Here is a 21662-nt window from a genome sequence, read left to right as displayed (position 1 = left end):
CGACGGGAACCGCCTGGCCGGACACTCCCGGCGCCCGCCGTGTCCCCGCGGGGCCGCCCGATCGGTGTAGAGGATGCGATCGGGGTACCCGGCGACGACAATGTCTGCAGGACGAACTAGGAGGCGGCATGAACGCTGAGCCCGATTCGACCTCCAAGCGAGAGGGCGTCACGCCCGACAGGCTTCTGCACAGCGGCGCCGAAGGCGAGTTCAACGCGGAAGACCTGGTCCTCGCTTCAGGACGTGACGTCAACCCGAAGAATCTGGCATGGGCGGAACGCAGGCTGGCCGAGAAGGGCAAGGCCGCCCTCGACGAACTGCTTCCCTGACCCTCCGACCCCACGGGCCACGCGGCTGCCCGCCGGGCACCGCGTGGCGGCCCCGCCCCGCCCGCACCACGGCCGGCCGGCACAGGCGCGCCGACACGCCCGGCACACGCCCGGCCCGGCCGCGGGCCATGACGGCCCTGACCGCACCCGGGCAACCCGCACACGGGGACGGGCGCGCCGGCCGGGCACCCGGCGGCCCGCCACCCGCGGTGGGGTGACGGGCCGCTCCGGGTCAGCGCGCCGGTGACGCGGGAGGCGGGCCGCCCGCCGGCACCGCCGCGAGCCGCAGCGAGGAGCGGCCCTCGTCCCAGGCCGCGAGCACCCGGTCCTCCCAGCGCTCGTCCAGCCACACCGTGGCCCGGATGCCGAACGCCATATCAGCGGCCAGCTCCGGCTCGCGGTCCAGCAGGTCGCCCAGCACGTCCCGGCGCATCACCTGCTCGTGGACGGCGTCCGCCTCGATGTGCTCGGTGAAGAACCGCACGCACCGCTCCTCGGCCCCCAGCCGCTCCAGCGCCTTCGCCATCCGGCGGGCGCCCGGCGGAGAGGTGATCTCCAGCACCGCGAAGTTCCCCGCCGCCGCGCCCCGCAGGGAGCGGTGCAGCCCGAACAGCGACATCACGTTCACCGTGGCGAGCGTGGTCGCCGGGGCGAGGTCCAGGTAGCGGCCGTACGAGGCGTCCAGCCCGGCGCCCTCCATGAGGTCCGCGAACAGCCGGGCGTGCACCCGCTCGCCTCGGCCCGCGCCGAACTCGTCGTAGGCCACCGCCACCAGCGAGGCCTTCGCCTGCCCCTCCAGGCGCGGGATCAGCCACGCCTGCGGATCCGACTCCTTGAGCTGGTACAGCGAGCGGTGCACGAGGTACTCCCGCATCAGCTCCCAGGTACCGTCGTCCCCCATGAGCCGGTGCGACACCCCGTGGCCGTCGACCGGCTCGACCAGCAAGGGCTCCAGCGCCGCCGCCACGTCGTCGTCGCCCGGCACCGCCTGGCGCAGGGCCGCCAGGAACGCCCGCTCCATCGGCCGGCGCAGCGCGAGCAGCGCGGGGTCCCACTCCCGCTCGTCGTCGACGCCCTCCAGGGCGCGGTAATGGGGCTCGTACGACAGGTACAGCGCCAGCTGGAGGTCCTCACCCAGCGGGTCGGCGCCGGCCACGTCCACCTCGGATGCCGCCCCGCCCCGCAGGACCCGCAGGACGGCGGCCGACAGGGGACCCCGCTCCTCCGGCAGGGGAGCGGGCGCGGAGGCGCGGGACGCGGACGCACCGGGCGCCGCCGCCCCTGGCGCGGACCCCCCGTGCCGCGAACCACCCGGCACGGGCGCCTCGGGCCGGTCAGCGGTCGCCGTCATTCGCCCTCCTCGACGTCCATCTTCTCCAGCGGCCGCACCGCCGGGCCCTGCACCACCTTGCCGTCCACGTCGAACCGCGAACCGTGGCACGGGCACTCCCAGGCGCACTCCTCGTCGTTGAAGTGGACGACGCATCCCAGGTGGGTGCAGCGCGCCGACACGGCGTGCAGCGAACCCGCCTCGTCGCGGTGCACCGCCAGCCGCCGCCCCCCGACCCTCACGACCGCGCCGCCGCCGCGCGGGATGTCGTCCGTCGAGTCGGCGTGCGCCCCCGGCACCCGGTCCCCGATGAAGTGCTTCGCCACCTGGGCCTGGAGCCGCAGCATCGCGGGCGCCTCGCGCACCGGGTGCAGCCGGACCGGGTCGTACAGGCTGGTCCAGGCGGGCTCACGGCCCCGGATGCGGGAGGCGATCAGGTCACCGGCCATCACACCGTTGCTCATGCCCCAGCCGGCGAACCCGGTGGCGACGTACACGTGCCGGGACCCCGCGTGCAGACGGCCGACGTACGGCACGTGGTCCGTGGTGACGTTGTCCTGCGTCGCCCAGCGGTGCGTGAGCTCGACGCCGTCGAAGTGCTCGCGCGCCCAGGACGACAGCTTCTCGTAGTGCTCGCCGACCTCGCCCTCGCCGACGGCGCCGGGGGTGAACTTCTCGCCCGTGACGATCAGCATCCGGCGCCCGTCCTCGCCCAGCGGCGCCGTCCTGACCGAGCGCGTGTTGTCGTCCCACGTCAGGAACATCCCGCCCGGGTCCTGCCCGGCCGGCAGCGGCCCGGCCACCACCAGTTCGCGCTTGGGCTCCAGCCGCGTGAACAGCAGCGCCCGGTCGAAGACCGGGTAGTGGGTGGCGACCACGACCTCCCGGGCCCTGATCGTGTGCCCGGCGCTCGTCGTCAGCTCGCACGGCGTGCCCTCGCGCAGGCCCGTCACCCGCGTCCGCTCGAAGATCCGCCCGCCCAGCACCTCCAGGTCGGCCGCGAGCGCCAGCAGGTACTTGCGCGGGTGGAACTGCGCCTGGTTCTCCACCCTGACCGCGCCGACGACCGGGAACGGCAGCGGCACGTCGGTCTCGTACGTGGCGTCCAGGCCCGCCTCGCGGGCCGCCTCCGCCTCCTCGCGCAACTGGCCCGCCTTGTCGGGATCGACGGTGTACGTGTACGCGGGGAGCCGTTCCAGGTCGCAGTCGATGCCCAGTTCCTCGCTCACCTCCGCCACCTTGTCGATGGCGATCTGCTGCGAATGGGCGTACAGCCGGGCGGCCCGCCTGCCGTGGATCCTGGCGATGTCCGCGTACACCATGCCGTGCAGGGCGGAGAGCTTCGCCGTGGTGTGGCCGGTCACGCCCGACGCGACGCGGTCCGCCTCCAGCAGCACCACCTGGTGCCCGGCGCGGGCCAGCTCCCATGCAGTGCAGAGCCCGGCGATCCCGCCGCCCACCACGGCCACCTCGGTCTCGACGGGACCGTCCACGGCCGGGCGGGCCGGCCCGGGCGCGTACTCCATCCACAGCGAACCGGATCCGGAACCGGACTCAAAGCTCATCGCACACTCCTCACACACAGATCACCAGCGTTTCGCCGGGGAAGTCCGAGGTACCCGCTGTGCATGCGTCTACTCAGACCGCGCGGTGTGTACGCGCCCCAGGAGGACACGGAACTGCTCGCCCAGGCCGCCCGCAGTGAGCTGCGGATCCTGTGTGAACAACCCCGTGTCGAGGTGCTCGACGTCGGAACCGGAACGGGCGCCCTGGCGCTGCTCGCCGCCGAGTGCGGAGCGGCGCGCGTGACCGCCGTCGACATCTCCTGGCGGGCCGTACTCGCCGCGCGGTACAACGCCTGGCGCCGGGGACTGCCGGTCGTCGTCCGGCACGGCGACCTGACCGGTCCCGTCGGCGACCGGCGCTTCGACCTGATCCTGTCGAACCCGCCGTACGTCCTGTCCCCGCGCCCCGCGCGCGGGGCGGACCGCACCTGGAACGCCGGGGTGGACGGGCGTCAGGTCATCGACCGGCTCTGTGACCGCGCCCCGGACCTGCTGCGCGAGTCGGGGGTCCTCTTGCTGGTGCAGTCGGCGCTGTCCGGTGTGGACGCGACTCTCGACCGGCTGCGCGACGGGGGCCTGTCGGCGCGGGTCGAACTGCGCACCACCATCCCGTTCGGGCCGGTGATGGCCCGGCACGCGGAGTGGCTGGAGAAGCAAGGGCTGATAGACCCGGAAGAGCGCAAGGAAGACCTGGTGGTGATCCGTGCCCAGCGAAACTGAACACGGCACCGGACGCGCAGCCGAACGGGTGGTGATCGATCCGGAGGGGCCCCTCCTGATGGAGGGGCCCGTCGAGATCCGGCTGCCGGACGGCACGACGGCGTGTTCGGACCGCTTCATGGTCGCGGTGTGCACCTGCCGCCGCAGCCGCCGCTACCCCTGGTGCGACACCAGTCACCGGCGCCGCACCCGCGGGGAGGATTGAAACGCCCCGGCCTGCGCACCCGTACCGCATGACCCACCCGAACCACGATCAGGACCCGGACCGCGGCCCCGTCCCGAACCCGGCCCCGAATCCGGACCCCGACCCGGACCGCACCACGGGCCTCGAAGCCGGTGGCGGCGTCCCGCCGGGCGAGACGCCGCCCGCGGAGTCGAGCATGCCGGGGGCCGGCCCGAGGGAGACGCACAACCCGACGACCGGCTGGGCCAAGGCCCCGATGGTGCTGATCCTGCTGGTCGTGGTCCTCGTGGCGGCGCTGTTCGCCGCCATAGCCGTGATGATCGCCCTCTGAGGGTCCCGTTCGCCCGGGTCGTGGGGTCGTACCCGCGGGTACGACCCCACGACCCGGGCGAACCGGAGACCGGGCGCGCACCGCTCTGGGCACGCCCCGGGCGCCGGGGTACCGTCGGACGATGGGCACGGCCACCGGCGAAGGCGGCGCGGACCCCGGCCTGTTCGGGCCCGGCTCCGTGACCTGGCAGCTGCACGGCGACCCCATGATGTGGGTCGCGGGCGTCCGCGCGCTGTACCTCCAGGCGCTGCACCCCGACGCCGTGCGCGGAGTCATGATCAACAGCAGCTTCCTGGACGACGCCTGGGGCCGGCTGATGCGGACCGCCGGCTTCGTCGGCACCATCACCTACGGCACCACCGGCGCCGCCGAGAAGGCCGGGGCCCGCGTCCGGCGGATCCACCGCCTCCTGGGGGTCGACGACCCCGAGCTGCTGCTGTGGGTCCACTGCGCCGAGGTCGACTCCTACCTGGACGTCCTGCGCCGCTCCGGGATCCCCCTGGACGCCGCCCACGCCGACCGCTACGTCGACGAGCAGCGCCGCAGCGCCCGGCTCGTGGGCCTGGACCCGGCCGGGGTGCCCGGCTCCACGGCCGCGCTCGCCGCGTACTTCGACCGGACCCGGCCCCGGCTCGCCGCCGGCGACGACGCCCGTACCGTCGACGCCTTCCTGCGCCGCCCGCCGGTGCCCGCCCCGCTGGTCCCCGCGCGCGCCCTGCTCTGGCGGCGTGCGGCGGACCTCGCGTACCACTCGCTGCCGCCCCACGCCCACGCCCTGTACGGCCGGCCCGCGCCGAGCGCCGGCACGGTCACCCGCCGTCTGACCGCGACCGGCAACCTGTTGCGCTGTGTTCCCTCCCGTATCCGCTGGCAACTCCCGCCGCGGCACGTCCTGCGAGCCGTGGCCAGACTGGGACCCGACACCCGCCCGGCCCCGTACAACATCCGCACGCCGGACGCCATACTGGACGGGCCGGGGAGGGCTTAGCGGGGGCGACGGGCGGATCGCCGGGAACTCGACGGGGGCGATGGCACGCGATGGGGGACACCAGGCTGCTCCAGGGACGGTACCGACTGGAGGAGGTGATCGGACGCGGCGGGATGGGCGAGGTGTGGCGCGCCACCGACGAGGCGCTCGGACGCCGCGTGGCGGTCAAGCGCCTCAAGCCGCCGGGACCGCGCCACGACCGCGACTTCGTCACCGTGCTGCGCGAGCGGTTCCGCCGCGAGGCACGCGTCGCCGCCGCGCTCCAGCACCGAGGCATCACCGTCGTCCACGACTTCGGGGAGTCCGAGGGGCAGCTCTACCTGGTCATGGAGCTCCTCGAGGGCCGCAACCTGAGCCAGCTCCTGGAGGCCAACGCCCAGCACCCGCTGCCGGTCCACGACGTCGTCGACATCGCCGAACAGGTCGCCGACGCGCTCGTCCACACCCACCGGCAGGGCATCGTGCACCGGGATCTCAAGCCCGCCAACATCATGCGGCTGGACGACGGCACCGTGAAGATCTGCGACTTCGGGATCGCCCGCCTCGGCGGCGACATCGGCTTCACCTCCCGCCTCACCGGCACCGGTATCGCCATGGGCACCCCGCACTACATGTCGCCCGAGCAGATCAGCGGCGGCCCGGTCGACCACCGCAGCGACCTGTACTCGCTCGGGTGCGTCCTGTACGAGATCGCCACCGGCGCCCCGCCCTTCGACCTGGACGACCCCTGGGCGATCCTCGTGGGGCACCGCGACACCCCGCCCGAGCCCCTGCGCAACCGCCGGGCGGAGCTGCCCGAGTCGTTCGAGCGGGCCGTCCTCGATCTGCTCGCCAAGACGCCCGACGACCGCCCCACCGACGCCGCCGACCTCCGGCGCCGCATCACCGGCGCCCGGCCGGCCCCGACCGCGGTGCTCGACGCCCCCTTCCCGCTCGCCCCCGCCCACCCGACCGCCCCTCGGCTGCCGTCCTGGACCCGGGGCATGACGACCGGGCACAAGGCGGTCGGCGCGGTCCTGCCGCACATGATCTCGCCCCCGGGCCCGGTGGCCGGTCTCACCGGCGAGTGGACCGCCCCCACGGCCGCCGCCACCTCCGCCCCCGTCCCCTCCACCGGCCCGCGCGGTACGGCCCGGCCGCCGTCCGGGCGCGTGGCGGACCCCGCGCCGCCGCAGGCGCTCGCCCACCTCGCGGACCGGCACGGCGCGGCGCTCGGCCTGGGGCGCCTGGGCCGCTGGGAGGAGGCGGCGGAGGCGCACGGCGCGGTCGCCGACGAGCGGGAGCGGGTTCTGGGCCCCGACCATCGCGACACCCTCACCAGCCGGTACGAGGCCGGGTACGCGCTCAGCCGGACCGGCCGGGACGCCGAGGCGCTGCGCCAGTTCGTCCGGGCCGCCGAGGGCCGGACCCGGGTGCTCGGCCCCGACCACCCCGGCACCCTCGCCGCCCGTGAGGAGACGGCGTACGCGCTGGGACGGCTGGGGCGCCACGTGGAGGCGCACGGGCTGTACACCGCCGTCCTCGACTCCCGTACCCGCGTCATGGGCGCCGACCACCCCGACACGCTGCGCTGCCGGCACGACCTGGCGATCAGCCTCGGCAGGCTCGGGCGCCCGGAGGAGGCGTACCGGGCGGCGTGCGACGTGGCCGCCGCCCGCGCCCGCCTGCTGGGGCCGGAGCACCCCGAGACCCTGGCCTGCTACCGGGAGGTCGCCGCGGGGCTCGGCCGGCTCGGCCGCTGGACGGAGGCGCTCGCCGCGTACCGGCACGTCGCCGAGGCCCGGGACCGGGTGCTCGGCGCCACCCACCCGGACGCCCTGGCCAGCCGCGACGACGAGGCGCGGTGCCTGCGGCGGCTGGGGCGGCACACCGAGGCCGTCGAGCTGTACCGGCGGCTCGCCGAACGGCGCGGCGGCGGCGGTGGGCGAGGCGGCGGCGGGAGCGACGGGCAAGGCGGCGGCGACCGGACCTGGAGGACCGGCGCTGACGCGTGCTACGAAGGGCCATGACCGTACAGCGCTCGTACGACGCCGTCATCGTCGGCGGCGGCCACAACGGACTGGTCGCCGCCGCCTACCTCGCCCGCGCCGGACGCTCCGTCCTCGTCCTGGAGCGCCTGCCCGGCACCGGAGGGGCCGCCGTCTCCACCCGGCCCTTCCCCGGAGTGGACGCCCGGCTGTCCCGCTACTCCTACCTGGTGTCCCTGCTGCCGTCGAAGATCGTGCGGGACCTGGGCCTGCGGTTCGCCGTCGCCCGTCGCACCGTCTCCTCGTACACCCCGGCCGAGCGCGGGGGCCGGGCGACCGGCCTGCTGGTGGGCGGACACGGGACGCGCGAGTCGTTCGCCGCGCTCACGGGCTCGGACGCCGAGTACACGGCCTGGCGGCGGTTCCACGCCATGACCGGCCGTGTCGCCGAGCGGGTCTTCCCCACCCTCACCGAGCCGCTGCCCACCCGCGCCGCGCTGCGGGCCCGCGTCGCGGACGACGACGCCTGGCGGAAGCTCTTCGAGGAGCCCGTCGGCGTCGCGATCGAGGAGTCCTTCCACGACGACCTGGTACGCGGGGTGGTGCTCACCGACGCCCTGATCGGCACGTTCGCCGACGCCCACGACCCCTCCCTCGCGCAGAACCGCTGCTTCCTGTACCACGTGATCGGCGGCGGGACGGGGGAGTGGAACGTCCCGGTCGGCGGCATGGGCGCCCTCACCGACGCCCTGGCGGACGCGGCGCGCTCGGCCGGCGCCGACCTCCGCACCGGCCACGAGGCGGTGCGTATCCGGACGGACGGCCGGGACGCCGAGATCGCCTTCCGCACGGCGGAGGGCGAGGGCAAGGTCGCGGCCCGGCACGTCCTCGCCGGCACCTCGCCGCACGTCCTGGCCGCCCTCCTCGGCGAGCCCGCCCCACCGCCCGCCGAGGGAGCCCAGCTGAAGGTCAACATGCTGCTGAAGCGGCTGCCCCGGCTCAGAGACCGCTCCGTCGATCCGCAGGACGCGTTCGCCGGGACGTTCCACGTCTCGGAGGGGTACGAGCAGCTGGCAACCGCCTACCGGGAGGCGGCGGCCGGCCGGCCGCCGAGCGCGCCGCCCTCCGAGCTCTACTGCCACTCGCTGAGCGACTCCTCGATCCTCGCTCCCGGCCTGGCGGCCCGTGGCCACCACACCCTCACGCTCTTCGGCCTGCACGCCCCGGCGCGGCTCTTCACCGCCGGCAACGACGCCGCTCGTGCCGCGCTCCTGGCCGCCACCGTCGCCGAACTCGACACCCATCTGGCCGAACCGCTCGCCGACTGCCTCGCCACCGACGCGGACGGCCGTCCGTGCATCGAGGCGAGGACCCCGCTCGACCTGGAGCGGGACCTCCGGCTGCCCGGCGGCCACATCTTCCACGGCGACCTCGCCTGGCCGTACGCCACCGGGTCCACCGGGCGATGGGGCGTGGAGACCGCCCACGCCAACGTCCTGCTGTGCGGGGCGGGGGCGGTGCGGGGCGGCGGGGTCAGCGGCGTCCCCGGCCACAACGCGGCCATGGCGGTGCTGGGCCGCTGAAGCCCCGGCGCCTGGTCGCCAGGACACACGGATGGGCGCCACAAGGGCGCCCATCGGTGTGTCGCTCGTGGTGTCAGCCGACGTCCCAGCAGGTGGCGTCGAAGTGCTTGACCTTGACGTCACCGGCCTTCACGTGACCGCCGGAGGCCCAGCAGCCTTCCACGTCCGAGCCGTGGGCGGCGGCGGGAGCAGCGGCCATGAAGCCGACCGCGAGCAGACCGGCCAGAACGAGCGAGATGCGCCGAAGCATGAGCTTCTCCTTCGAGTTGGGGACTCGACACGACTGTTCATCAGCCGCGCCCCCACCGCACGTCGAGGCGCCCGGGTGGGTGGTGCGGAGCCCCGTTCCGGCGAATCCCCGGCGGACCGGCGGGGTCCCGACCATGCCCGCGCCCGGACACGCCTCGGCCCCGGCGGTCGCGGGAAACACGGTCGCCGGGGCCGGAGGTACGTGGACGGAAGGGCCGGGTCAGGTCCGGGTCGGCGGGTCCTGGTCGCGGTTGCCGCCGAACCGGTCCTTGAGCCGATCCTGGGCGGTGTCGACCTGACCGCTGTACTTGCCCCGGGTCTTCTTGTCGACCATGTCACCGCCCCGGTCGATACCCTGACCGGCCTTGTCCTCGTGCCCCTTGAGCATCTGCTTGAGCTTGTCCATCACGGACATAGGGTCGTCCTCCTCGCCGAGTGACCCCCCGCCCCTCAGTTTCGCCCGCCCGGGTGCGACCCGCATCCCCGGCGCCCCCGACCCGGTCAGTCGGCGGAGGCGGCCCAGCCGTGCGCCTCGATGCGGGAGCCGTCCGCGGGCCGGGTCTCGTCGAACAGGGTGCGCGAGCCGTCCTGCACCCGGATGCCGTCCACGTACACCCCCCGGCCGACGTACGACCGGTCGGTCGCGTACCGCCAGCGCAGCCGGACCGGGGTGCGCCGCCAGGCGGACAGGTCGGCCTCCAGCCGGTGCCAGGCCCGGCCCGACCACCCGCTCACCGACCCGGCCGGGTGCGCGAGGGGCTCCTCCCCGGGACGCGTGGTCACGAAGGGCACCGGCCGCCACGTCGCGCCCGCGTCACCGGACGCCTCCAGAAACAGGCCGTCCGCGACCGGCTCGGTGTCCCACCACACCGAGCACCGCAGCCGTGGACGCGGCGAGGCGGGGGTCAGGTCCGGCAGGGTCAGCGTGACCTCCGCACCCGACGCCATCCCGGCGTACCAGGCTGTGCGGCCCCGCGTCGGGCGTACGGGGACGGCGCGGGCCAGGTGGTTGGCGGCGGCGACACGCGGCGCGGAGCCGGAGCGCCAACCGCGCACCGGGTGGACCGAGTTGCCGAGGACCACCAGGAACGAGTCGGTGGTGGGGTCGATCACCAGGCTGGTGCCGGTGAACCCGGTGTGGCCGGCGGTGTGCGGGGTGGCCATGGCACCCATGTACCAGTGCTGGTAGAGCTCGAAGCCCAGCCCGTGCTCGTCGCCGGGGAAGGCGGTGTTGAAGTCGGTGAACATCAGGCGCACCGACTTCGGCTCCAGGATGCGGGCGTGCCCGTAGACGCCGCCGTTGAGCAGCGTACGGGCGAGGACGGCGAGGTCCCAGGCGCAGGAGAAGACCCCGGCGTGGCCGGCGACGCCGCCGAAGGCGTACGCGTTCTCGTCGTGGACCTCCCCCCACACCAGGCCGCGGTCGAGGCCCGACCAGGGCGGCCGGGCGTCCTCGGTGGCGGCGATCTTCGGTCTCCAGGAGGCGGGAGGGTTGAACCGCGTGCGGTGCATCCCGAGGGGAGCGGTGATCTCGTTCCGCAGGAGGGCGTCCAGGGAGTGACCGGTGATCTCCTCCAGGATCAGCTGGAGCGAGATGAGATTGAGGTCGGAGTAGAGGTAGCGGGTGCCGGGCGGGTTCGCGGGCGCCTCCTGCCACAACAGCCGCAGCCTCCCCTCCCGTGTCGGCTCCTTGTACAGCGGGATCCACGCCCGGAAACCGGAGGTGTGGGTGAGCAGATGGCGGACCGTGACGTCCTGCTTGCCGCCGCCCCCGAATTCCGGCAGGTACGCCGTGACCCTCTCCTCCAGCTCCAGCGCCCCGCGCTCGATCTGCTGCACGGCCAGGATCGAGGTGAACAGCTTCGAGACCGACGCCAGGTCGAACACGGTGTCGTCGGCCATCGCGATGCGCCGCTCCGGCGGCAGCTCCACGCCCGTGTCGGTCCTCTCGTCGTACGCCGCGTAGCGCACCGCGTGCCCGATGGCCCGGTGGAGCGCCACCGTCGCCCCCCGGCCCGCCAGCAGCACCGCCCCCGCGTACCACGGGTGCTTCGGGGAGGGGTCGAGGAACCGCTCGGCGTCGGCCACCAGCCGGTCCAAGTACGCGGGCAGCAGTCCCGCCCGTTCGGGAGAGCCCAACCGCAGGGTCGGCCGGCCTCCGCCCGCCGTGCTGCCGGCGGCAGCCGCCGCGGCCCCCGGAACCGAACCGATCACCAGCGCACCTCCCAGGGTCAGCATCCCGCCGCCGAACCGGCGACGGCTCATCCCCTCCGTCAGTCCCACCACGCTCCCCCTCCCCGCAGCGTCCTCCCGGACGTCGCGCGAAAGCCCGTCGACGGCTGGTCGACGAGTCGTGACAGCTCGTCGACCGCTCCGCGAACCGGACGCTCCTGAACCTTCCTGCACCGTTCTGAAAGAATCCTTCGGCACCACGCGCACCAGGTGAAACTTTCTTACCGAGCCCCCGTGGCGTCAAGAACCGGCCGCCCACAAACAATCTGACGGCCAGTCAGAATGGATGTCCACAAGGCCGTTCCGCCCGCCGCCTCCCGCCGTCCGTGCGCCGCGCCCCGGACGATCCCGCCCGCGACCCCCTCCCGACCGGCGGCACCCCGCCCGCCCCCGCCCCTGCTGTCCCCGTCCCGCTCCGGTCCTCGGGTCCACCGGCTCCGCGCGGGCACGCCCCGGCCCCTGTGCCGTCCCCGGTTCGGCCTCCCCGCCGCGCGGCGCGCGGGACGCTCTGGCAGCGTGGCGGCATGAGTACCGGCACGGGCGCGGGCACCGACACGGACACCGGCACGGGCGACCGGGGCACCGGCCCGGCCGGGGCGCGGCTCGCCCGCCGGTGGACCACCTGGGTGCCGGTGGCCGCCGTTCTCGTCATGGCCGCCGGATGGGGACGCGACCTGCCCGGCCCGGTCGTCGCCGTGGCCGGGCTCTGTCTCATCGGCTCCGTCCTTTCGGCCGTCCACCACGCCGAGGTGGTCGCCCACCGCGTCGGCGAGCCGTTCGGATCGCTCGTCCTCGCCGTCGCCGTGACCGTCATCGAGGTGGGCCTCATCGTGATGCTGATGGCCGACGGCGGGGACAAGGCGTCCACCTACGCCCGGGACACCGTCTTCGCCGCCGTCATGATCACCACCAATGGCATCGTCGGCCTCTCCCTGCTCGTCGCCACCCTCCGCAGGCGCGTGGCGGTCTTCAACGCCGAGGGCTCGGGCGGCGCGCTCGCCACCGTCATCACCCTCGCCGCCATGACACTGGTGCTGCCCAGCTTCACCACCGGCCGGCCGGGCCCCGAGTTCACCGGAACGCAGCTGGCCTTCGCCGCCGTCGCCTCGCTCTGCCTGTACGGGATCTTCGTGGCCGTGCAGACCGTCCGTCACCGCGACTACTTCCTGCCCGTCGCCCGGGACGGCGTCGGCACCGGGGACGACGAGCACGCCCCGTCCCCCACCCGGCGCGAGACGTGGTGGAGCCTGGGGCTGCTGGTGCTCGCCCTCGTCGCCGTCGTCGGCAACGCCAAACTGGTGTCGCCGGCCATCGAGGACGGGGTCGAGTCCGCCGGCCTGCCCAAGGCGGTCGTCGGTGTGGTCATCGCCCTCATGGTGCTGCTGCCCGAGACCCTGGCGGCCGCGCGGGCCGCCCGCCGCGACCGGGTGCAGACCAGCCTCAACCTGGCGTACGGGTCGGCCATCGCCAGCATCGGCCTGACCGTCCCGGCGATCGCGCTCGCCTCGGTCTGGCTGTCCGGGCCCCTGGTCCTCGGTCTGGGACCGCTGCACCTGGCCCTGCTGACGCTCACCGCGGCGGTGAGCGCCCTGACCGTGGTGCCCGGACGAGCCACCCTCCTCCAGGGCGGCGTGCACCTGGTGCTGTTCGCCGCCTTCGTGTTCCTCTCGTTCAGCCCCTGACGCGGACCACCCTGAGCGTGGGATCGGCCATGATGTCCCGCTCGCAGTGGCGTGCCCGTACCCACCGCTCGCCCGAGAACAGCTCCGTCTGGTCGCCGGAGTGCGCCGATGCCGGGTCGGACGACTGGGAGTACGCCAGCAGCGTCCGCGCCACCGGGCACCGTCCGCCGTCCCAGCCGACCGCCTGGACATGGCTCGTCCCGTGCACCACCTCCGTGTAGGACCCGGCCGCCGCGTCCCACACCGGTTCGATCTTGTTCCACACGCCGAGCGCCTCGGTACCGCCTGGCACCGGGAGGCGCTTCCCGCCCCGTACCACGAACTGGTGGGCGCCGAGCGGCGCGTCCAGCGGCGTCCCGGCCGCGCGCAGTTCGGCCACGGCGTCGCGCAGGGCCTTCGCGAAGGCGGGGGAGGAGGTGTCGAGGGTGTGCGGGGTACGCACCGGGTCGGCCGCCGAGAAGGGCACCCGCCACAGGGCGGTGGCGGGCACGGTCGCCGTGAGCTTCCGCCAGAAGCGGTCGAAGAGCAGTGCGCCCCGGCTGCCGGTGTCCATGGTGCGGTCCCAGCGCCGGAGGGCGTCGCACGCCGCGGGGTCGTCCGGCAGCACCGCCGGGCACGCCTCAGCCGCCCCGGCCGCAGCCAGGTCACCGGCCGGCACCCGGTTGGCGAACTGCTGCCGTCGCAGGTCGGCCACCGTGAGCCGGCCCCGGGCCGCCATCGCCGCCACGTCCTCCAGGCCGCCGCGGGTCCGCAGCGTCCGCGGCGTCGCCACCGTCCCGAACACCCGCTCGTACCCGGTCAGCGGCCGCTCGGCGTTGGCCAGCCACGCGCTGTCGTTGGAGTTGACCGCGTACGGCGCGTCCTGGAGCACCGGCATCCGCGACGGCCCGAGGATCCCCGGCTGTACCGCGCCCGGGTCGGCTCCCAGGGCGCACTCCGTCCGCGATCCGTCGAGTACGGCGACGCCGGACGCCGGATACGTCGCCCGGCCCAGCGGGGTGGAGCAGCGTCGCGCGACGTCGTCGGTGACGCGGGGGAGCACCTGCGACTGGGTGAACAGGGTGTGGCCGCCCGCGTCGGCGGCGACCGTGTTCACCCACGGCAGCCCCTGGGTCCGGCGCAACACCGCCAGGACGTCGCGGGCCGAGCGTGCCTTGGCGAAGCCCAGCGCGGTGTCCGTGGCTCTCAGGTTGGCCGCGTTGGGGTCGTGCAGCGCGTACGCCGTCGTCGCCGACCACGGCAGTGGGAGCGACGTGCCGAGGGAGGTGACGACCGGCCCGTACCGGGTCCACCACTGGGTCCGCGTCACCGGTGCGCCGCCCTTGACCGGCACGGTGACCGTCCGCCTCGTCATCCGCTCCGGGCGGCCGTCCACCAGGTAGGCGGTGGGGTCGGCCGGGTCCAGCGTCAGCTGGTGGAGGTTGAGCGGGACGCCCGTGGCGACCGTGTGGCTCCACGCCACCTTGTCGGTGAAGCCGATGTTGACGACCGTTCCGCCGAGCAGCGATCCGCCCGAGACGTTCAGCTCCCCCGGGATGGTCTGCTGCGACTGCCAGAAGCGCCGGCCGCCGTGCCAGGGGTAGTGCGGGTTGCCCAGCAGCAGGCCGCGGCCGTTCGCGGTCGTCCCTCCGCCGAACGCCACCGCGTTGGACCCCATGTCGGCGCTGTCGGCGGCGAACAGGTCGTGGGCCGCCCGCGCGGTACGGACCGGGTCGGCGGTCTCCGGTCCGGCCGGGTCGGCGGTTCCCGGTCCGGCCGGACCGCGGAGTGCCGGGGCGGGCGTCGCGGCGGCGCGAGGCGCCGGGCGGGCGGGTGATGCGGCGGGGTCGCCGCCCGGTGGACGGGCGGTCGTGATGCCGTCGACGGCGCGCCCCTGCCCGCCCAGCACCGCCAGGGCGAAGCCGCGCCGGGCGACGTCCAGAGCGGTGACCGGGCGGACCCATTCGGCGCCCGCGCACGCCGGGTCGGTGATGCGGTTCCGCGCCAGCCAGGCGTTGTACCCGGCCGCCCAGCCGCGCATCAGCTCCTCGGCCTCGCGGCTGGGCCCGGCCGGCGCGGGAACGGCGAGCAGGCGCTCCACGGTGCGCGCGTCGCGCACGCCCCGGAAGTACAGGTCGCTGGAGAGGTTGTCCGTCGCGGAGGACAGGGCCCTGTCGGCGGCGCCGTCGGGCCCGAAGTGGCGGGAGCGCTCACCGCGCACGGTGACGAAGCCGTCGGCGAGCACGCACACCTGGTCGGCGGCCTGCGCCCACCCGGTACCGAAGCCGAGGTCGGCGTAGCCCCGGGCGACGATGTGCGGGATGCCGTACTCGGTGTAGCGGATCACGGCCGACAGACCCCCGCCGGACGGACCGTGGCGTTCGTGGGGTACGGCGGGGCTCGCGGTGCCGGCCGCCGTCGCGAGCGCGACGGCGGCCGGTACGAGGTGTCTTCTCAGGCGGGTGCGGAAGAGCAACGTGCCTCCCAACGGGACCGGAATGACAGCGCGTCGGGTCATGCACCCATCCCGGCGCCCGCCCTGTCAACATCCCGTCCGGAGAACCGGCCCCGCTTCCGGAGCCGCTACCGGCCCGTCCCGCCCGGGGGACGCCGGCCGTCGGCCGTCAGCTCCGGGTGAGGCGTACGCACTCGGCGACGACCTCGCGCAGGCTCCCCGTCCGTGCCAGCAGGTCCCGCTGGATCCGGGAGCCGGTGCCGGTCTTCAGCAGCCCGGCGAGCGCGTCCTGCGCGGGCAGCAGGTCACCACTGTCCTCCAGCGCGTCCCTGACGTGGTCGAACAGGGCCCGTACCACGGCCTCCGCCGGCGCCGGACGCATCGTCTCCGGATGGATCAGCTCGTCCTCCAGCCCGGACCGGGCCGCCCGCCAGACGGCCAGCCGCAGCAGCGCCACACCGTGCCGCGCCGGCGGTTCGCCGTCCCGCCACTGCCGCGCCGCCGTCTCCACCAGGGCGCGGATCAGCGTCGCCAGCAGCACCGTCGTCGACGCGTCGAGGCAGACGTCCGCCACCCGGATCTCCACCGTCGGGTACGACGCGGACAGCCGGGCGTCGAAATAGATCATGCCCTCGTCCCGCAGCACCCCGCTCGCCACCATGTCGGCGACCTGCTCGTGGTAGCGGTCGGCGGAGCCGAAGATCTCCACCGGGCCGGCCGACGGCCAGCGGCCCCACACCCGGTTGCGGTAGCTGGCGTACCCGCTCTCCTCACCCTGCCAGAACGGCGAGTTGGCGCTCATGGCCAGCAGCACCGGCAGCCACGGCCGGATGCGGTCCAGGACCGCAACACCCTCCTCGTCGGACTCCACCGACACGTGCACATGGCAACCGGACGTCAGCTGCTCCTGGGCGGTGAGACCGAAGTGCTCCTTGAGCCACTGGTGGCGTTCCCCGGTGCCGATGGTGGGGCTCACCGGAAGCGGTGAGGTCGCCAGCGCGGCGACCGAGGCGTCCAGCCCCTCGGCGAGCCGTGCCGCCTCCGCCCGGCACCGCCGGATCTCTTCCCCCAGATCACCCATCACCGTCTGCGGGCTCGTGGCGAACTCCAACTGCTGCCGCTGGAGCTCGCTCTCGAACACCTCCTCGTCGCTCCGGGGGTCCCGGGCCGCGGCCGCCAGAACGGCCGTCGACAAGGCCCTCGGCTCCCCGGTTCGGCTGTCCACCAGAAGGAGCTCCTCCTCGACACCCACGCTGCGCACCATCGTCCTGCCTCTCTTACGGAATGACCGTCGTCTGCCCCCGATCCGAACCCCCACGCATCGGCCGTACCGCCGTACCGCCGCACACCGGTCCGGGCCCGGACGCGGGTGCGGAACGGACCGTACGGGGCATACGGGCAGAGCAAGATCATCCGCGTACGAGAGACGAGAAGGGAGCCCGCTGATGGCGATACCCGTCCGCAGGCCACGCACCGACCGTCCCAGCCGCCGCGCGGGCTTCAGCCTGCGGGAGACCGCGCTCGGCTTCGGTCTGGTCGCCATCTTCCTGTGCGGTGCCGGAGTGATGGCACGGGCCGCCGTCGGCGACTCCGCCGACCTGCCCGCCGCCCTGCTGGCCGTGGCGGGCACCCTGCTGGTGGCCTCGGTCCTGGTCCGCGCCGCCCGGCTGCGCCGCGTCGCGGTCGCCCCGCCCCCGCCCCCCGCGCTACGCGTGGACTACGCGGCCCTTGACGCGGACGCCTTCGAGCAGGCCGTCGCGGACCTGTGCGTACGGGACGGCTGCCTGGACGTCGAGGTCGTCGGCGGCGCGGGGGACCTGGGCGCCGACGTGGTGGCGACAGCCCCGGACGGGCGGCGCGTCGTCATCCAGTGCAAGGCGTACGGACCGGACAACAAGGTGGGCTCGCAGGACGTCCAGCGGTTCGGTGGCACCTGCTTCGCCGTCCACGAGGCCCATGTCGCCGCCGTCGTGACCACCAGCGAGTACACCGAGCCCGCCGCGCAGTACGCCGCCCAGTGCGGCATCCTCTGCGTCGACGGCGCGGGCCTCGACGCCTGGACGGACGGCACCGGCCCGGCGCCCTGGCTCCAGCCCGTCCCGTCCCCCCTCCCGGACGCCGGCTGCTAGGGCCTGCCTTCCGGATCGTGCCGGACTCGCGCCCCGCGGCACGCGCGTCTGCCGCGTTGTCGCCGGTCATCAATGGCCCCCTTGCCCTTCGGGCAACGGGGGAGACTCCCTCCTCCGCCTTGGGTCCGCACGCGCCGGACCCCGCTCCCTGACCGGCCTGATCCCGAGGACAGGCCCTGGGCCGACCGCCCCCTGTCCGGCCTTCCCGCCGGGCCGTCCCGCCGCGCCTGCCGCCGGCTCGCCCGCCGTCCGGTCCCCCGCCCGCGCCCAGCCACCGCGCCTTTCGCCCGCCGTCCGGCCACCGCGCCTCCCGCCCGCTCCGGCGCCCGCCGGGAGCGGTGGCGCCGTCGTCGTCCGTACACTTCCGGCCCATGAGGACCGTCGCACTGGCCGTCACGGCCGGAGTCCCGCACTTCGAGCTCGCCGCCGCGTGCGACGTCTTCGGCGTCGACCGCTCCGACCTCGCCGACCCCTGGTACGACTTCCGCGTCTGCGGCCCGGCCACCGTCCCGGTCGGCGGGCGGTTCCTCCTGGAACCCGACCACGGCCTCGACCACCTCGCGCAGGCCGACACGGTGATCGTCCCGGCGTGCCCCGACCCCGACGAGGAGCCGGCCGCCGAACTGGTCGACGCCGTGCGCGCCGCGTACGAGGCGGGCGCCCGCGTGGCGTCCCTGTGCACCGGCGCGTTCGTTCTGGCCGCCGCCGGCCTGCTCGACGGGCGGCGCGCCACGACGCACTGGGTGCATGCCGAGGCGCTGGCGGCCAGGTACCCGCGTGTCCGGGTCGACGCGGACGTCCTGTACGTCGACGACGACCGGGTGCTGACCTCCGCCGGCAAGGCCGCCGCCATGGACCTGTGCCTGCACCTGGTCCGCCTCGACCACGGCTCGGTGGTGGCCAACCAGGTGGCCCGCCGCCTGGTCGTCCCGCCCCACCGGTCCGGCGGCCAGGCCCAGTTCGTCGCCACCCCGCTGCCCGAGCCGCGCGACCACTCCCTGGCCGAGCTGCTGTGCTGGGTGATGCAGCGCCTCGACCAGCCGCTCACCGTGGAGGAACTGGCCCGCCGGGCGAACATGAGCTCCCGCAGCCTGGCCCGGCACTTCACCGCGGTCACCGGCACGACGCCGCTGCGCTGGCTGCTGGCCCAGCGCGTCCACCGGGCCCAGGAGCTGCTGGAGACCACCGACGACACGGTCGACGCGATCGCCGCGGCCACCGGCATGGGCACCGCCACCACGCTGCGCCGGCACTTCCAGCGCAGCGTGGGCGTGCCGCCGGACGCCTACCGGCGCACCTTCCGCAGAGCCCGCACCGCCGTCACCGGCGGCGGCAACGCGTAGCTCGTCGGCTCTTCCCGCCGTCCCCCGTGGTCGTTCATGCGCCCATGACGCACCGGCGGGTGACGCCCCGGTCGTCCGTTTCCGTGGTCATGGGGCGACGGCAGGACGCGTACGGGACCGTTCCCGTCCTGTACGGCCCACCTCACGGGGTGGCATCGCGCAGGTCCACGATCCGCCTGATCTTCCCCACCGAGCGCTCCAGCGTCTCCGGGTCGACCACCTCCACCGCGACGGAGACCCCGATGCCGTCCTTGACGGCCGCCGCGACCGCCCGCGCCGCCTCCGCGCGCGCCTCGGCGGTGGCGTCCGCCCGGGCCTCCGCGCGTACGGTGAGCGCGTCGAGGCGCCCGTCCCTGGTCAGGCGCAGCTGGAAGTGCGGGGCGAGCCCCGGCGTACGGAGCACGATCTCCTCGATCTGCGTGGGGAAGAGGTTGACGCCGCGCAGGATCACCATGTCGTCACTGCGCCCCGTGACCTTCTCCATCCGCCGGAACGCCGGCCGCGCCGTGCCCGGCAGCAGCCGCGTCAGGTCACGCGTCCGGTACCGGACGACGGGCATGGCCTCCTTGGTGAGCGAGGTGAACACCAGCTCACCCCGCTCGCCGTCGGGCACCACCTCGCCCGTGAACGGGTCGACCACCTCCGGGTAGAAGTGGTCCTCCCAGATGTGGAGCCCGTCCTTCGTCTCCACGCACTCCTGGGCGACGCCCGGGCCGATCACCTCCGACAGGCCGTATATGTCGACGGCGTCGATGGCGAACCGCTCCTCGATCTCCCGCCGCATCTCCTCCGTCCAGGGCTCCGCGCCGAAGACGCCCACCTTCAGGGAGGTGGACCGGGGATCGACGCCCTGCCGCTCGAACTCGTCGAGCAGCGTCAGCATGTACGACGGCGTCACCATGATGATCTCGGGCCGGAAGTCCTGGATCAGTTGCACCTGACGTGCCGTCATTCCCCCGGAGGCCGGTACGACGGTGCAACCCAGCCGCTCGGCGCCGTAGTGCGCCCCGAGGCCGCCCGTGAACAGCCCGTAGCCGTACGCCACGTGCACCGTGTGCCCGGGCCGGCCGCCGGCCGCGCGGATCGACCGCGCGACGACGTCGGCCCAGGTGTCCAGGTCGCGGTCGGTGTACCCGACGACGGTCGGCAGGCCGGTCGTCCCGCTGGACGCGTGCACCCGCCGCACCCGTGACCGCTCGACCGCGAACATCCCGAAGGGGTAGTTGTCGCGCAGGTCCGCCTTGACGGTGAACGGGAAGCGGGCCAGATCGGCGAGCGTACGGCAGTCCTCCGGACGCAGCCCGGCGCCGTCGAACGCCTGCCGGTAGAACCCCACGTTGTCGTACGCGTGGCGCAGGGTGGCCCGCAGCCGCTCCAGCTGGAGAGCCGCCAGTTCCTCCCGGTCCAGCCGCTCCCCGGCGTCGAGGAAATCCGTCATCCGCCGCACTCCCGTTCTCCCGCGCGTCCACCGAACCGGACGACCGATCATTCGGTCGATCGCCCGGGATCAGTAATCCAACCCGGCGCCGCGATCGCAAGGGGCGGGCGGTCACTTTCTCCACCGGGACGGGGAGCGTGCCTATGGGGCGACCGGGATGACCAGCTCGGGGCGGTCCCACATCACGGCCGGCGGGTCGGCGCTCACCGTGCCGACCCGCCGCGCGCCCACGCCGAGGTAGAAGCCCTCGGCGGGCGGGTGGGAGACGACCCGCACGGCGCCGACCCCCGCCGCCCGCGCCCGCTCCACCATGTGCCCGACGAGCAGGCGGCCGATGCCGAGGCCCTGGGCGGCGTCCGCGACGAACAGCAGGTCCAGCTCGGGCGGGGACAGGACGAGCGCGTAGAAACCCAGCACCCGCTCGTCCTCGCCCACGGCCACATGGACCTCATGGGTGTCGATGTAGTCGGGTCCCACCCGATACCCCGCCACCATCGGCGCGTAGCGCCCCTCGTACGCGCGCGACTTCCGCACCAGCGAGGTCAGCCGCTTCGCGTCCCGGGCGGTCGCCCGCCTGATCGGGACCGGCGGCCCGGCCGGCCGGCCGGCGGCGCCGCGACCTGTCATATGCGCACTCATGCTCGGAGTATTACCCGTCGCCGGTGCGCCCGGGTAACGGCACAGGTCAGGGGCGATCCGCCCGCGGACGGCTGTCGCTGCCCAGGCGCCCCGCCCGCCCGCCGCCCCCCCCATGCCCCACCCGCGCGCCCGGCCGGGCGCCGCACCCTGTCCGCGACCGGCCCCGATGGCTAGTCTGAGCGCGGACGACGAACCGGGAGGAGCAGGCACGTGGCGGAGACCATCACCACCCACCATCAGCTCACGGACGGGGACAAGCCGGATCTCGATCTCAGCGGGGCCGACTGGCGGTCGGGCAGCCAGGGAGCGGGCGACGTCCAGATCGCCTTCGTCGAGGGGTTCATCGCGATGCGCAACGGCGGCCGCCCGGAAGGCCCGTCGCTGATCTTCACCCCTGCCGAGTGGCGCGCCTTCGTGCTCAACGCCAGGGAAGGGGAGTTCGACCTCACCTGACGGGGGGCGCCCCCGGACCGCGCGCCGCTCCGGCGGGGCCACGCACCCCAGGACGCGGGTGACGGA

The 21662-nt window shown here is 74.6% G+C and carries 20 protein-coding genes; 11 read left to right on the top strand and 9 right to left on the bottom strand.

The features are described from left to right. The first annotated feature begins 128 nt into the window (after window positions 1–128). A complete protein-coding gene (locus tag IE109_RS13695; protein ID WP_189551108.1) occupies window positions 129–329 on the top strand; it encodes a hypothetical protein in 201 nt (66 codons plus the stop codon). A 232-nt stretch (window positions 330–561) separates the two neighbouring features. On the opposite strand, the gene IE109_RS13690 is transcribed toward IE109_RS13695, so the two are convergent. Both IE109_RS13690 and IE109_RS13685 read right to left on the bottom strand, forming a co-directional pair. Next, entirely contained in the window at window positions 562–1680 is a 1119-nt protein-coding gene (locus IE109_RS13690) for an iron-containing redox enzyme family protein (RefSeq protein ID WP_189551107.1), read from the bottom strand. Next, window positions 1677–3224, bottom strand: coding sequence for an FAD-dependent oxidoreductase (locus tag IE109_RS13685; RefSeq protein WP_189551106.1), 1548 nt, complete (start codon window positions 3222–3224; stop codon window positions 1677–1679). The genes IE109_RS13690 and IE109_RS13685 overlap by 4 nt, the downstream gene beginning before the upstream one ends. Window positions 3225–3287: 63 nt before the next feature. Here IE109_RS13685 and IE109_RS13680 point away from each other — a divergent pair, with 63 nt between their 5' ends. The 6 genes from IE109_RS13680 to IE109_RS13655 all read left to right on the top strand — a co-directional run bounded on the left by IE109_RS13680 (window position 3288) and on the right by IE109_RS13655 (window position 8997). Continuing rightward, window positions 3288–3944 carry a HemK2/MTQ2 family protein methyltransferase gene (locus tag IE109_RS13680; RefSeq protein ID WP_189551105.1) on the top strand — a complete coding sequence of 219 codons (657 nt, stop codon included), beginning with the start codon at window positions 3288–3290 and terminating at the stop codon, window positions 3942–3944. After that, window positions 3928–4149: a CDGSH iron-sulfur domain-containing protein gene (locus IE109_RS13675; protein ID WP_229890987.1), complete on the top strand. Its 222-nt coding sequence runs from the start codon at window positions 3928–3930 to the stop codon at window positions 4147–4149. The genes IE109_RS13680 and IE109_RS13675 overlap by 17 nt, the downstream gene beginning before the upstream one ends. 28 nt (window positions 4150–4177) lie before the next feature. Beyond that, the gene (locus IE109_RS13670; RefSeq protein ID WP_189551104.1) at window positions 4178–4459 is read left to right on the top strand and encodes a DUF6480 family protein; all 282 of its coding nucleotides are present in this window, start codon (window positions 4178–4180) and stop codon (window positions 4457–4459) included. Between the two features lie 121 nt (window positions 4460–4580). Continuing rightward, a complete protein-coding gene (locus IE109_RS13665) occupies window positions 4581–5447 on the top strand; it encodes an oxygenase MpaB family protein (protein WP_189551103.1) in 867 nt (288 codons plus the stop codon). 50 nt (window positions 5448–5497) lie between these two features. Then, complete coding sequence (locus IE109_RS13660; RefSeq protein ID WP_189551102.1) at window positions 5498–7456, top strand: serine/threonine-protein kinase; 1959 nt, start codon at window positions 5498–5500, stop codon at window positions 7454–7456. Continuing rightward, window positions 7453–8997, top strand: a complete 1545-nt coding sequence (locus IE109_RS13655; protein ID WP_189551101.1) for a phytoene desaturase family protein — start codon at window positions 7453–7455, stop codon at window positions 8995–8997. The genes IE109_RS13660 and IE109_RS13655 overlap by 4 nt, the downstream gene beginning before the upstream one ends. 73 nt (window positions 8998–9070) lie before the next feature. Here the strand turns inward: IE109_RS13655 and IE109_RS13650 are convergent, their stop codons facing one another. The 3 genes from IE109_RS13650 to IE109_RS13640 all read right to left on the bottom strand — a co-directional run bounded on the left by IE109_RS13650 (window position 9071) and on the right by IE109_RS13640 (window position 11511). Next, window positions 9071–9247 carry a hypothetical protein gene (locus IE109_RS13650; RefSeq protein ID WP_189551100.1) on the bottom strand — a complete coding sequence of 59 codons (177 nt, stop codon included), beginning with the start codon at window positions 9245–9247 and terminating at the stop codon, window positions 9071–9073. Between the two features lie 219 nt (window positions 9248–9466). Continuing rightward, complete coding sequence (locus IE109_RS13645; protein ID WP_189551099.1) at window positions 9467–9661, bottom strand: antitoxin; 195 nt, start codon at window positions 9659–9661, stop codon at window positions 9467–9469. A gap of 86 nt (window positions 9662–9747) precedes the next feature. After that, entirely contained in the window at window positions 9748–11511 is a 1764-nt protein-coding gene (locus IE109_RS13640; RefSeq protein ID WP_189551297.1) for a serine hydrolase domain-containing protein, read from the bottom strand. 617 nt (window positions 11512–12128) lie between these two features. On the opposite strand from IE109_RS13640, the gene IE109_RS13635 reads away from it, so the two are divergent. After that, window positions 12129–13160: a calcium:cation antiporter gene (locus IE109_RS13635; RefSeq protein ID WP_229891040.1), complete on the top strand. Its 1032-nt coding sequence runs from the start codon at window positions 12129–12131 to the stop codon at window positions 13158–13160. On the opposite strand, the gene IE109_RS13630 is transcribed toward IE109_RS13635, so the two are convergent. Together IE109_RS13630 and IE109_RS13625 are read right to left on the bottom strand one after the other, a co-directional pair. Further along, window positions 13150–15657 carry a penicillin acylase family protein gene (locus tag IE109_RS13630; protein WP_189551097.1) on the bottom strand — a complete coding sequence of 836 codons (2508 nt, stop codon included), beginning with the start codon at window positions 15655–15657 and terminating at the stop codon, window positions 13150–13152. The genes IE109_RS13635 and IE109_RS13630 overlap by 11 nt on opposite strands. Before the next feature lie 106 nt (window positions 15658–15763). Next, window positions 15764–16855 (bottom strand): glutamate--cysteine ligase 2, encoded by a 1092-nt coding sequence (locus IE109_RS13625; RefSeq protein WP_189551296.1) that lies wholly within the window; start codon window positions 16853–16855, stop codon window positions 15764–15766. 184 nt (window positions 16856–17039) lie between these two features. On the opposite strand from IE109_RS13625, the gene IE109_RS13620 reads away from it, so the two are divergent. Beyond that, entirely contained in the window at window positions 17040–17723 is a 684-nt protein-coding gene (locus IE109_RS13620) for a restriction endonuclease (RefSeq protein WP_189551096.1), read from the top strand. 371 nt (window positions 17724–18094) lie between these two features. Beyond that, window positions 18095–19066, top strand: coding sequence for a GlxA family transcriptional regulator (locus IE109_RS13615; protein ID WP_189551095.1), 972 nt, complete (start codon window positions 18095–18097; stop codon window positions 19064–19066). Window positions 19067–19208: 142 nt separating this feature from the next. Here IE109_RS13615 and paaK read toward each other — a convergent pair whose 3' ends face one another. Both paaK and IE109_RS13605 read right to left on the bottom strand, forming a co-directional pair. Next, window positions 19209–20504 carry a phenylacetate--CoA ligase PaaK gene (gene paaK, locus IE109_RS13610; protein ID WP_189551094.1) on the bottom strand — a complete coding sequence of 432 codons (1296 nt, stop codon included), beginning with the start codon at window positions 20502–20504 and terminating at the stop codon, window positions 19209–19211. A 141-nt stretch (window positions 20505–20645) separates the two neighbouring features. Further along, on the bottom strand, window positions 20646–21143 hold the full coding sequence (locus tag IE109_RS13605; protein ID WP_189551093.1) for a GNAT family N-acetyltransferase: 498 nt from the start codon (window positions 21141–21143) through the stop codon (window positions 20646–20648). Between the two features lie 210 nt (window positions 21144–21353). On the opposite strand from IE109_RS13605, the gene IE109_RS13600 reads away from it, so the two are divergent. Continuing rightward, the gene (locus IE109_RS13600; protein ID WP_189551092.1) at window positions 21354–21596 is read left to right on the top strand and encodes a DUF397 domain-containing protein; all 243 of its coding nucleotides are present in this window, start codon (window positions 21354–21356) and stop codon (window positions 21594–21596) included. Window positions 21597–21662: the final 66 nt, after the last annotated feature.

The organism is Streptomyces lavendofoliae, assembly GCF_014649735.1.
GTDB classification, from domain to species: domain Bacteria; phylum Actinomycetota; class Actinomycetes; order Streptomycetales; family Streptomycetaceae; genus Streptomyces; species Streptomyces lavendofoliae.
The sequence above is the reverse complement of the archived record's forward strand: the minus strand, read 5'-3'. Positions and strand labels throughout refer to the sequence as shown.